This is a genomic window from Paraburkholderia bonniea, from assembly GCF_009455625.1.
GTDB lineage: Bacteria > Pseudomonadota > Gammaproteobacteria > Burkholderiales > Burkholderiaceae > Paraburkholderia > Paraburkholderia bonniea.
Genome location: NZ_QPEQ01000002.1, coordinates 216,276 through 227,891 on the forward strand (window position 1 = coordinate 216,276; position 11,616 = coordinate 227,891).

The 11,616-nt window shown below is 60.9% G+C and carries 13 protein-coding genes and 1 pseudogene; all 14 read left to right on the forward strand.

Annotated features, from left to right (window positions below; all coding sequences use genetic code 11):
• Positions 1 to 231 precede the first annotated feature (231 nt).
• The gene (locus GH656_RS14890) at positions 232 to 1,656 is read left to right on the forward strand and encodes a basic amino acid/polyamine antiporter (RefSeq protein WP_153076850.1); all 1,425 of its coding nucleotides are present in this window, start codon (positions 232 to 234) and stop codon (positions 1,654 to 1,656) included.
• Positions 1,657 to 1,743: 87 nt separating this feature from the next.
• Positions 1,744 to 3,024: an arginine deiminase gene (gene arcA / locus GH656_RS14895; RefSeq protein ID WP_153076851.1), complete on the forward strand. Its 1,281-nt coding sequence runs from the start codon at positions 1,744 to 1,746 to the stop codon at positions 3,022 to 3,024.
• Positions 3,025 to 3,104: 80 nt separating this feature from the next.
• A pseudogene (locus tag GH656_RS14900) lies at positions 3,105 to 3,494 on the forward strand (IS6 family transposase); the annotation flags it as partial.
• 386 nt (positions 3,495 to 3,880) lie between these two features.
• Positions 3,881 to 4,159 carry an HNH endonuclease gene (locus GH656_RS14905; RefSeq protein ID WP_343039019.1) on the forward strand — a complete coding sequence of 93 codons (279 nt, stop codon included), beginning with the start codon at positions 3,881 to 3,883 and terminating at the stop codon, positions 4,157 to 4,159.
• Positions 4,160 to 4,339: 180 nt separating this feature from the next.
• Positions 4,340 to 4,819, forward strand: coding sequence for a phage terminase small subunit P27 family (locus GH656_RS14910; RefSeq protein WP_153076852.1), 480 nt, complete (start codon positions 4,340 to 4,342; stop codon positions 4,817 to 4,819).
• A gap of 5 nt (positions 4,820 to 4,824) precedes the next feature.
• Complete coding sequence (locus GH656_RS14915; RefSeq protein ID WP_153076853.1) at positions 4,825 to 6,540, forward strand: terminase large subunit; 1,716 nt, start codon at positions 4,825 to 4,827, stop codon at positions 6,538 to 6,540.
• A complete protein-coding gene (locus tag GH656_RS14920) occupies positions 6,537 to 7,832 on the forward strand; it encodes a phage portal protein (RefSeq protein WP_153076854.1) in 1,296 nt (431 codons plus the stop codon). The genes GH656_RS14915 and GH656_RS14920 overlap by 4 nt, the downstream gene beginning before the upstream one ends.
• Positions 7,829 to 8,509: an HK97 family phage prohead protease gene (locus tag GH656_RS14925; RefSeq protein ID WP_153076855.1), complete on the forward strand. Its 681-nt coding sequence runs from the start codon at positions 7,829 to 7,831 to the stop codon at positions 8,507 to 8,509. The genes GH656_RS14920 and GH656_RS14925 overlap by 4 nt, the downstream gene beginning before the upstream one ends.
• A gap of 11 nt (positions 8,510 to 8,520) precedes the next feature.
• Positions 8,521 to 9,765: a phage major capsid protein gene (locus GH656_RS14930; protein ID WP_153076856.1), complete on the forward strand. Its 1,245-nt coding sequence runs from the start codon at positions 8,521 to 8,523 to the stop codon at positions 9,763 to 9,765.
• Positions 9,766 to 9,791: 26 nt separating this feature from the next.
• Complete coding sequence (locus GH656_RS14935) at positions 9,792 to 10,004, forward strand: hypothetical protein (RefSeq protein WP_153076857.1); 213 nt, start codon at positions 9,792 to 9,794, stop codon at positions 10,002 to 10,004.
• 24 nt (positions 10,005 to 10,028) lie between these two features.
• Entirely contained in the window at positions 10,029 to 10,391 is a 363-nt protein-coding gene (locus tag GH656_RS14940) for a head-tail connector protein (protein ID WP_153076858.1), read from the forward strand.
• Complete coding sequence (locus tag GH656_RS14945; protein ID WP_153077345.1) at positions 10,391 to 10,717, forward strand: phage head closure protein; 327 nt, start codon at positions 10,391 to 10,393, stop codon at positions 10,715 to 10,717. The genes GH656_RS14940 and GH656_RS14945 overlap by 1 nt, the downstream gene beginning before the upstream one ends.
• Complete coding sequence (locus GH656_RS14950) at positions 10,710 to 11,063, forward strand: DUF3168 domain-containing protein (protein ID WP_153076859.1); 354 nt, start codon at positions 10,710 to 10,712, stop codon at positions 11,061 to 11,063. The genes GH656_RS14945 and GH656_RS14950 overlap by 8 nt, the downstream gene beginning before the upstream one ends.
• A 126-nt stretch (positions 11,064 to 11,189) precedes the next feature.
• Positions 11,190 to 11,615: a phage tail tube protein gene (locus GH656_RS14955; protein WP_174769797.1), complete on the forward strand. Its 426-nt coding sequence runs from the start codon at positions 11,190 to 11,192 to the stop codon at positions 11,613 to 11,615.
• Position 11,616: the final 1 nt, after the last annotated feature.

Genomic DNA, 11,616 nt, shown 5'->3' on the forward strand with positions numbered 1-11,616 from the left:
GCCGTTCCATTGTCCCTCGCGACAAGTCCCTGATGCCCGGGTTGTCCCACAAACACCAAGGTTCGCAATCGCCACCGGTTGCCCTTGGCGTCACCGAAACGTGTCGTCTCGCCACGGCACAAACGTCTCTGTAGTAACGGCCTGCGGGCCACTGTGTTCGTTCCAGGCACTGTTCGACGCCACGTTTTGCACTTCCAGCATGGTTCATGCTTCAACTCTACGAGGCCACGAATGTCCAATTCGACAGCGAAGATGAGTCGTATCCAGCTCACCGCCATGGTGGTGGGGGGTATGGTGGGCGCGGGGATTTTTTCACTGCCCCGCACGTTTGCCAATGCGACCGGGCCTGTGGGTGCCGCGATCGCGTGGGTGATTGCCGGCATCGGCATGTACACGCTTGCCCGGGTGTTCCAGCATCTGGCCCAGCGCAAGCCCGACCTCGACGCTGGTGTGTTTATGTACGCCAAGGAAGCCTTCGGCGACTACCCGGGGTTCCTTTCGGCGTTCGGCTACTGGATCGGCAGCTGTATCGGCAACGTCTCGTACTGGGTGCTGATCAAGTCCACGCTGGGCGCGTTCTTTCCCGTGTTTGGCGACGGCAATACGGTGGTCGCCATTCTCGTGGCTTCCGTCGGCATCTGGCTGTTCCACTTTCTGATCCTGCGCGGCGTCAAGCAGGCCGCGTTCATCAACACGGTAGTGACGTTCGCGAAGGTTATCCCGATCATCGTCTTCGTCGTGATCATGATTTTGGCTTACAAGGCCGATATGTTCACCCTGAACATCCAGTCGGCTGCACAAGAGGGCAGCATCGTTCAGCAGGTGCGCGCCACCATGCTCGTGACGGTCTTCGTGTTCATCGGTATCGAAGGTGCCAGCGTTTACTCCCGCTACGCGAAGAAACGTGAGGACGTGGGTTTCGCCACGATTACCGGTTTCTGCGTCGTCATTGGGCTGATGGTGCTCGTGTCGATGCTGCCGTTTGCCGTGCTGGCGCGCACCGATGTGGCCGGCATGCGTCAGCCGTCGATGGCGGCAGTGCTCGAGCAGGTTGTGGGCCCATGGGGCGGCCTGTTCGTCAGTATCGGGCTGTTGATTTCAGTGCTGGGCGCGTACCTGGCGTGGTCGCTGATCTGCGCGGAAGTGATGTTTGCCGCCGCGAAGAACAAGGACATGCCGGCGTTGTTCGCCAAGGAAAACGCCAACGAGGTGCCGGCCAACGCGCTGTGGATTACAAACATTATCGTGCAGCTGCTGGTAGCGAGCACGTATTTTTCCCGCGATGCTTTCACGCTGATGCTAAACCTGACCAGCTCGATGGCGTTGATCCCGTATCTGTTTGTCGCCGCGTATGGGGTCATTCTGGCGCGGCGTGGCAAGAGCTACGAGGTGCGTCCTGAAGAGCGGAAGCGGGATCTGGCCTTCGCTGCGGTCGCCGTCATCTACACCGTTTTCATGATCATTGCCGGCGGGTTGTCGTACGTGCTGCTGTCGGCCGTGCTTTACGCGCCGGGCACTGCGCTGTATGTCTGGGCCCGGCGCGAGCGTGGCTTGCCGGTGTTCCAGGGGCCGGTCGAAACCGGTATCTTCGCCGTGACCGTCATCGCCGCCGTTGCCGGCGTGGTCGGCCTTGCCACAGGTTTTATCACTGCTTGACCGAATATAGTGCCCTCGCGAAGCGCCGTGTCCATGCTGTCGCGCTTCGCCATTTATTGACTGAGTGAGACCAATACGGAGATAGGCATGACCACGACCCAAGGTTCAGGTGCAGGCACTTCGGTGAAAGACAGTCCTTTTGGCGTCTATTCCGAGGTGGGACAGCTGCGCAAAGTGATGGTGTGCGCGCCGGGCCTGGCGCACTCGCGGCTGACGCCGAGCAATTGCGACGAGCTGCTGTTCGACGACGTGCTGTGGCTCGAAAACGCCAAGCGCGACCATTTCGACTTCATGACCAAATTGCGCGACAAAGGCGTGGAAGTCTTGGAAATGCACAATTTGCTGGCGGAAACCGTCGCGGTTCCCGAGGGCAAGAAATGGATTATCGACAATCAGGTCGTGCCGAATCAGGTCGGCCTTGGTTTCATCGACGAGCTGCGCAGCTATCTGGAAGGCCTCGACAACCGCAAGCTGGCCGAGACGCTGCTCGGCGGGTTGTCCATTCACGACTTTCCCGAAACCCATGGCGGCGCGGCGCTGAAGGTCGTGCGCGAAGCGGCCGGTGCCACTGAGTATCTGTTACCGCCATTGCCCAACACGTTGTACACGCGCGATACCACTTGCTGGATCTATGGCGGCGTCACGCTCAACCCGCTGTACTGGCCGGCCCGTCATGAGGAAACCATCCTTACGACCGCGATTTACCGGTTCCATCCGGACTTTGCCGGCAAAGTCAACGTCTGGTGGGGCGATCCGACGCAGGATCATGGTTTGGCGACGCTGGAAGGCGGCGACGTCATGCCGATCGGCAACAAGACCGTGCTGATCGGCATGAGCGAGCGCACCTCGCGGCAGGCGATAAGCCAGTTGGCCAACGAGCTGTTCAAGCGCGGCGCGGCCGAGCGCGTGATCGTCGCGGTAATGCCGAAGATTCGCGCGGCCATGCACCTGGATACCGTGTTCACCTTCGCTGATCGCGACTGCGTGCTGGTCGCGCCGGACTTCATGTTGCAAACGCGTACGTTCTCGTATCGACCGAGCGACGGGCCTGCGGGCGTGGAGTTGCACGCCGAGCGCAAGCCGTTCGTCGACGTTGTCGCTGATGCGCTCGGGCTCAAGAAGCTGCGGGTTGTGGAAACCGGCGGCAGCGACTACCAGCGTGAGCGCACCCAGTGGGACAGCGGCGCGAACCTTGTCTGCTCGTCGCCGGGCGTGGTCTTCGCGTATGACCGCAATACCTATACGAATACGTTGCTGCGCAAGGCCGGCATCGAGGTCGTGACCATCGTCGGTGCCGAGCTTGGGCGCGGACGCGGGGGCGGCCATTGCATGACGTGCCCGATCATTCGCGACGCAGTGGACTTCTGATATGACTGCCGCCGCAGTGAACCGGAAAAGCATTGCGGTGGCAATGTCAAGTCGACTGCATGCCCGAGTAAGATGGCGAGATGAAGAAGATCAAATCGTCTTTTCACGGTTTTCGCTTTTCGGCAGCGGCCATCAGTTGCGTGGTGCGCTGGTACCATCGTTTTAACCTGAGCCTGCGAGACGTGAAGGAGTTGTTGCTTGAACGTGGCGTGAATGTCAGCCATGAGTAAGTACGCAACTGGCGCGACCGGTTTGGTACGCAGTTTGCGCGTTGCGTGAAAGCCGTGCGCGGCAAGCCGGGCTCGACCTGGGATCTCGACGAAGTATTCCTGAAATTTCAGGGCGAGCCGTACGTGCTGTGGCGTGCGGTTGACGAACAGGGAACAGAGCTGGGCGTGCTGCTGCAAAAGCGCTGCGACAAAGCGGCGACTAAACGCTTTTTCAGGTGGGTGCTGCGTGCCCGACAAGTGCTGACTGAGTAACAGCTCGGCCCAGAGAGTTTAGAGGGTTGCCCCCCGTTGGTTTAAGGACGTCTGCAGAAAGGCCGGGTAACCGAGCGGTTATCCGGCCTTTCATCGAGGCCTGTGCTGGCAATTTTTGTTTAGCCTCACTGAGCAATGGCTAACCCTGTAGACCAATCTGTCTACAAAATAGCGCTATACACTCTGGGCTGTTTTCCGTACTCTTTCTGAAAGGCTGTCTCACTGCCTCCGTAGCCCGCAAAGCGCAAGCAATGCGGGTTTTTTACTGGCTGAAACACTTGCTGCCGGGTGTATTTGCGATGCCTGTCCGTCCGCTGCGTCCATGCCGGCATCGTGGGTGCGCCGCGCTCGCCAGTGGTGGCAGGACGCACTGCGTGCAGCACGCGCATGAGCAGGTGAAGTGGAAGCCTGATGCACAGCGCGGCAACCGCCACGCCCGCGGCTACGGCAGTGTGTGGATCCGGCGGCGCGTGCGCATCCTCTGCCGTGACTGCGGGCTGTGCCAGGTCTGCCGCCGCGCCGGGCGGGTCACCCCGGGCACCGAGGTTGATCACGTGGTGCCAAAGTCGCAGGGCGGCAGCGATGAAGACGACAACCTGCAGACGATCTGCCGCGCGTGCCACCAGACGAAGACCGGAAGCGAGCGGCGCTGAGGGTGAGGTTCGGTGCGGCGGGGGTGGGTCAAAAGTCTGGCGCTGTTCAAGGCGGGACCGACCATTCCGTCAAATTTTTACGACCGCGAAATATAAAAATCGGTTTTCGCGCCACGCGGTCAGCGGCGAGTAAAAGTTACAACGGCAGAATGCCGAAAATGGTTGCAAACGGAGAAGAAAATGGCCGGTGTGAAAGGCCGCTCCGGGCGCCGCGCCAAGCCCACGGCCAAAAAGGAACTGGCCGGCAACCCGGGCAAGCGGGCGCTGAATAAAGACGAGCCAGATTACGGTCTGGTCACGAATATCGAGTGCCCCGAGTGGGTCATGGGGCACGGCAAAGAGATGTGGGAGCGCGTCGCGCCGTCGCTATGCAAGGCGCGCGTGATGCAGGTCACCGATCTCCACAACCTTGAGATTTTCTGCATGGCATACGACCGCGTTCGGCTCGCTGAGCAGGATCTGCGCGCGAACGGGCTCGTCGTATCCAGTGCACAAGGCGCGCCAATGAAAAATCCGGCTGCGACCATTCTCAATGAGGCCTCGCGGCAGATGGCGACGTTCGGCGCGCTGCTCGGCTTGGACCCGTCGAGCCGACAAAACATTGTCGGCGGCGGCAACAAGAAGGCCGACAACCCATTCGGCGCGCTGCTCGGCGGCTGACTCGCATGGCGACGAACTATCCGCGCGTGGAGTCTGGACTCCAGTTCGCGCGGGACATCGTGCGCGGCAAGCGCCCGGCTGGCAGGCTCGTCGTGCTCGCGTGCCAGCGCCACCTTGACGACCTGGCCGCGAGCCGCAAGAAAGAGTTCAAGTGGAAGTTTGATCCGGCGACCGCAGAGCGGAAGCTGCAGTTGATCGAGCTGATGCCACACACGAAAGGCGAGTGGGCATTCAAGCGCCAGCTTGTCACGCTCGAGCCGTGGCAGAAATTCGGCCTCATGTGCACGTTCGGCTGGCTGAACAAGCGCACGAGCAAGCGCCGCTTTCGCGAAAGCTACTGGGAAGTGCCGCGGAAGAACGGGAAATCGGTCATCGCGGCGGGCGTGGGCATCGGCATGTTCGTGCTCGATGACGAGTTCGGCGCCGAAGTTTATGCCGGCGCGACGACTGAAAAGCAGGCGTGGGAGGTCTTTCGACCCGCGCGGTTAATGGTGAAGCGCTCGCCGATGCTTATCGAAGCGGCGGGCATCGAGGTGAACGCCTCGAATCTGAATAAGCCGGCTGACGGTAGCCGCTTCGAGCCGCTGATCGGCAACCCCGGTGACGGTTCTTCGCCGTCGTGTGCGATCGTCGACGAATATCACGAGCACGACAGCTCGGCGCTGTACGAGACGATGCTAACGGGCATGGGCGCGAGGCGCCAGCCGCTGATGTTCATCATCACGACCGCGGGCGCGAACATCGAAGGGCCGTGCTATGACAAGCGGCGTCAGGTCATCGAAATGCTCGAAGGTACGGTGCCCGACGACGAGTTGTTCGGCTGGATCTGGACCATTGATGAGGATGACGAGTGGACAGACCCTCGCGTGCTCGCGAAGGCTAACCCGAATATCGGCGTGTCGGTCTATCAGGATTATTTGGAGAGTCAGCAAAAGCGCGCGATCAACTCAGCACGCTTCACGAACACGTTCAAGACGAAGCATCTGAACGTCTGGACGTCGGCGAAAGCGGGGTTTTTCAACGTTGAGGACTGGAAATCCTGTGAGGATGTATCGCTCACGCTTGAGCAGTTTGAGGGGCAGGACTGCATGCTGGCGCTGGACCTGGCGCGCAAGCTCGACCTGAACAGCATGGCGCGGCTTTTCTGGCGTGACATTGACGGGCGTCGTCACTACTACAGCGTGGCACCACGTTTCTGGGTGCCGGAAGACACGGTCAGGAACACCGAAAACAGGCGGATGGCCGAGCGTTACCAGAAGTGGGTCAACACGGGCCACCTGCTGGAGACGGCGGGCGCTGAGATCGACTACCGCGACATCCAGCACGAAGCCACTGAGGCAAATCGTATCTGCCCGGTGCTGTGCGTGCCGATGGACCCACACGGCGCGACGAACCTGGCACACCAGCTCGAAGACGAGGGGCTGACGCCGGTCACGATTATCCAGAACTACACGAACCTGTCCGACCCGATGAAGGAGCTGGAAGCGGCGATCACGTCGGGGCGGATGCATCACGACGGTAACCCAGTCATGACCTGGTGCGTGAGCAACGTGGTCGGCAAGAATCTGCCAGGCAATGACGACGTTGTGCGTCCGATCAAGCAGGGCAATGACAACAAGATTGATGGCGCGGTCGCGCTGATTATGGCAATAAGCCGGGCGATGCTTGAAGGGCAGGCCGGCTCCCTGAGTGAATTTCTTGCGAGTCCGATCATCGTATGAAAGAGAGCCGGCAAAAGTCGCCTGGGCGCATCAAGGCGAGCGTGCTGAAGTGGCTGGGCGTGCCCATTTCGCTGACTGATGGCGCGTTCTGGTCTGCATGGTCGGGTGCCGAATCGTCGAGCGGAGAGTCCGTGAGCGTCGAATCGGCGTTGCAACTGTCGGCGGCCTGGGCGTGCGTTCGCCTGATTGCGGAAACCATTGCGACGCTGCCGCTCAACCTGTACCAGATGCAGGCGGACGGCACGCGCGTAGTGGCGAAGAAGCACACGCTCTATCACGTGCTGCACACGCAGCCGAACGTTGAAAACACGGCTGTTGAGTTCTGGGAAGTCATGGTTGCGAGCATGTTGCTTCGTGGGAATGGCTATGCGCGCAAGTTGCGCAGCTCGACGCAGATTATCGGTCTCGAACTGCTGCTGCCACAGCGCATGAACACGCCGAAACGGCTGCAAAACGGCCAACTTCAGTACACATACAACGAGCTCGACGGAACATCCAGCACGTTGTCAGAGGACGATGTTCTGCACATTCGCGGCTTCAGTCTCGATGGGCTGATGGGATTGACGCCGATTCGCTATGCGCGCGAAGTCATTGGCAATTCGACTGCAGCCAATAAAGCGAGCGGCGCGGTTTTCAGGAACGGTCTTCGTCCGTCTGGCGCGCTTTCAACCGACCAGATCCTGACGAAAGACAGGCGTACTGAAATTCGAACAGATCTCGCCGAGCAGTTTGGCGGTGCGATGGCGTCGGGCAAGACGATGGTGCTCGAAGCAGGCATGAAGTACCAGGCGATCACGATGAACCCGGAGGACGTGCAGTTGCTTCAGACGCGCGCTTTCAACATCGAAGAAATATGCCGGTGGTTCCGCGTCCCGCCGTTCATGGTTGGTCACTCCGAGAAAAGCACCTCGTGGGGAACCGGCATTGAGCAGCAGACGCTCGGCTTCCTGAGCTTCTCGCTGCGCCCGTGGCTGACTCGCATTGAACAGTCTGTAAAACGGTCGCTTTTGACTCCTGTTGAGCGGCTTGGCTACTACGCGGAGTTCTCGGTTGAGGGCTTGCTGCGGGCGGACAGTGCGGGCCGCGCGTCGTTTTATTCGACGATGACGCAAAACGGAATCATGACGCGCGACGAGTGCCGCGCGAAGGAAAACCTGCCGCCGATGGGCGGCAATGCGGGTGTTCTGACGGTGCAGTCGGCGCTGCTGCCGATTGACCGGCTGGGCGGGCAGACGGCGGCCGCGAGTGCGCAGGATGCGCTCAAGAACTGGCTGAATCAGGAGCAGACATGAATCGCAAGAGCGGCAGGAGTGCGTACAGGGTCCGCGCGTTTGATCTCGAGGTGAAGAGCGTCGGCGACGCGGGCCAGTTTTCTGGCTACGGCTCGGTATTTGGCAATGTCGACAGCTACGGTGAAGTTGTGACGTCGGGGGCCTTCGCAAAAAGTCTCGAGGACCTTGCCGCGAGCGGGCGCGCGCTGCCGATCCTGTGGCAGCACGACAGCTACACGCCCATCGGCTCGTGGTCGGGTCTGAAAGAGGATGGCCGGGGGCTGTTTGGCGAGGGCGATTTGTGGCTTGAGGACGCACCGAACGCGAAGATCGCGTATCGCGGGATGAAAGCGCGCGCGATTACGGGGCTGTCGATTGGGTACTACGTGCTTGACGCCAGTTATAACGAAAAAACCGGTGTGCGAACGCTCAGCGAGCTCGACCTGGTCGAGATCAGCATCGTGACGAACCCGGCCAATGGCGACGCGCGCGTGGAGGCGGTGAAGTCTGTTATCGCGCACGGCGGCATGCCTTCAATTTCAGAATTCGAGAAGATCCTGCGCGACGTCGGGTTTTCTAAAAATGTGGCCACGCGAATTGCCAGCCGGGGCTACCGGGACGTGCTCCAGAGTGACTCTGGCAGCGAGACGGGCGAGGCACACCGGCTGGTGGAGCGCCTCAAATCAATTTCTTTTTAACAGGGTCATTCATGAACACCGTAAAAGTTAGCGAATCCGGACGCAAAGACGCTGGCAGCCAGGCTGACAGTGGCCATTCTGAACAGGTAATGGAGCAGGTCACGGCCGAGCTCAGGCGTATCGGAGATGAAGTGAAATCGGCTGGCGAAAAGGCGCTGCTTGAAGCGAAAAATGCCGGAGCGCTGAGCGTGGACACGAAAAAAGCTGTCGACGGGATGCTCGTGAAACAGGGCGAACTGCAGGCACGGCTGAACGACGCCGAGCAGAAGCTGGCGCGCCGCGGCAACGATGAGCTGCCCGTCTGCAAGTCGGTCGGCCAGCAGGTTGTCGAGCACGAAGGCATCAAGGCCATGATGGCTGCGCGTGAAGGCCGGGCGCGCATGGGCCTGAAGGCTATCACCAGCGTGACCAGTGGCGCGGACGGCTCGGCCGGAGCGCTGGTTCAGGCACAGCGCGTGCAGGGCATCGTGGTGCCGTCGGATCGCCGCATGACGGTGCGCGACCTTCTGACACCGGGGAGCACGAACTCGAACGCGATTGAGTACATGCGCGAGACGGGCTTCACGAACAACGCGGCGATTCAGGTGGCGGAAGGTGCGGCGAAGGCCGAATCGACGATGAAGTTTGATCTGCAAACGACGACGGTTGCGACGATTGCGCACTTCGTGAAGGCGTCAAAGCAGATTCTCGATGATGCGGCGATGCTCGCGTCGTACATCGATGGCCGGCTGCGGTACGGGCTTGCGTATGTCGAGGAGCTTCAGCTGCTGAAGGGTTCCGGCACGGGCGGGAACCTGAACGGCATCTATACGCAGGCGAGCGCGTACCAGGCCCCGTTCGCGCTCGCGGGCGCGACCAGCATCGACATGCTGCGTCTCGCGCTGCTGCAGTCGGAGCTGGCTGAATTGCCGGCGACGGGCATCGTGCTGAATCCGTCTGACTGGACCCGCATCGAGCTGACGAAGACTGCGGACGGCGCGTACCTGTTTGCGAACCCGCAGTCGATTGCGGGCCCGACGCTGTGGGGCCGCCCGGTGGTCAACACACAGGCGATGGACGTGGATGCGTTCCTTGTTGGTGCGTTCAGGCTGGGCGCGCAGGTGTTCGACCGTGAGGACGCCAGCGTTCAGGTCTCGACCGAGGACGGGAGCAACTTCACGACCAACATGGTCACGATCCGTGCGGAAGAGCGGCTGGGCCTCGCGGTCTATCGCCCGGCTGCGTTCATCAAGGGCGACTTTGGTCTGGTGAAGTAACGCAATCCGTCTTGCTGGAGAAGGAAATGAACAGGATCACCGCGACAGCAAAGACGGGTTTCATGCACGGCAGGTACTACCGGAAAGGTGACACGGTGTACGGGACACCCGAAGTGATTAGCGACCTTGAGAAGGCTGGGCTGGTTGGAAAGGATTGCGTAGAGGATCGCGCCAAAAAAGCCGCTCTGGTGCCGGGCAACAGGAAAGCCCCTGAGCCGGAAAACAGGAGCAGGAAATAAATGGCCGTTCCAGTGGCGGCTCCAATGACCAGCCCGACGCCAGTGATCCCGACCGCGCAGGCGCTCGCGCATCTGCGCGAAGACGCGGGTGTTGCCGATGAGCTGATCGCCTTGTACGTGAACGCGGCGGTGCAGTCCGCATCGGACTATCTCGGGCGCAAGATTTACGCGAACGCTGATGATATGGCCGCCGCAGTCGTCGCGGGGACGGCGGGCGATGATCCGCTCGTGGGCAACGATGCGGTGCGCGCGGCGATCCTGCTCATTCTCGGCAAGCTGTATGCGTTTCGCGAGGAGGTCGTGGCGGGCACGTCGTCGAGCGTGATGGTGCTGCCGTGCGGATCGACGCAGTTGCTGTTTCCGTATCGCGTGGGGCTTGGCGTCTGATGCGCGCGGGTGATCTGAACCGGCGCGTCGCCATCCAGAAGACCGGTGGCGGCTTTGACGATCTCGGTCAGCCTGTTGAGGGGTGGACTGACGTTGCGACCGTCTGGGGCAACGTCAAGATGCTGGCCGGCAAGGAAGTGCTCGTAGCTGATGCTGATGTTGGCCGCGCGACGGCGAGCATTCGCATCCGGTACCGCACGGACATCACGAACGGCATGCGTGCGATTGTTGACGGCGTGATTTTTAACATCCTGCAGTCGCTTCCCGGCGTCGCTTCGCGCACGTACACGGATCTGGCCTGCAGCACAGGATCAAACCATGGCTAGCGCGGAAGCGATCACCTATGCGGCGCTGAAGACGCTCGCTGGCGGCCGGGTCTATCCCGACGTCGCACCCGCGTCTGCGGTAAAGCCTTACGTCGTGTATCAGTCGGTGGGCGGCGTCGATGAGACGACGTTCGACGGCCTTAACCAGCAGCAAAACAGCCGGATGCAGGTCGCGGTCTGGGCGCTGTCGCGCGCGGAGGCGGCAACCCTCATGCAGCAAATGCTTCGGGCGCTGACTGATACGCCTGTGCGTGGGGTGCCAGCTGGTGCCCCGGTGAGCGTGTACGAAGACGAAACAAGGCTTTATGGCAGCCGGGTCGACGTGAGCATCTGGTTCGCGCCATAAGCCTGGCCTGAGCCGGTTACCCCGATGACGGGGTTCGCCAGCCGCATTGCAGATGCGCGACCGGCAGATTCAGTTTCAACTCAACAGACCCGGCCTCGCGCCGGGTTTTTCATTTGTGAGGACGTTATGACGAGCACGGCAATCAGCGCGCAGGGCACAGCGGTTTCGATGAACACCGGCACGAAGGAGGTGCCCGTGGACATGCCGATTAAAAACGTCTACGAGTTCAGTGGCTTTGATGGTGCGGCGTCGGACATTGACGTGACCGATCTTGCGAGCCAGGCAAAGGAGTATCGCGCGGGTCTGCAGGACTGGAACACCGTCACGATGGGCGTCAACATCAACATGAAGGAGCCCAGTCATGTGGCCTTGCTCGCGGCGAAGAAGTCCGGCGCGATCAGGGAGTTCACCGCGACGCTGAGCGAGGGCACGAAGATCGGGTTTCAGGGCTACGTTAAAAATTTCCCGATCAGCATGGCGGTGGACGCCGTGTACAAGGGCAGCATTCAAATCCGGGTGACGGGCGACATCACGGTCACTCCGGCAGAATAAG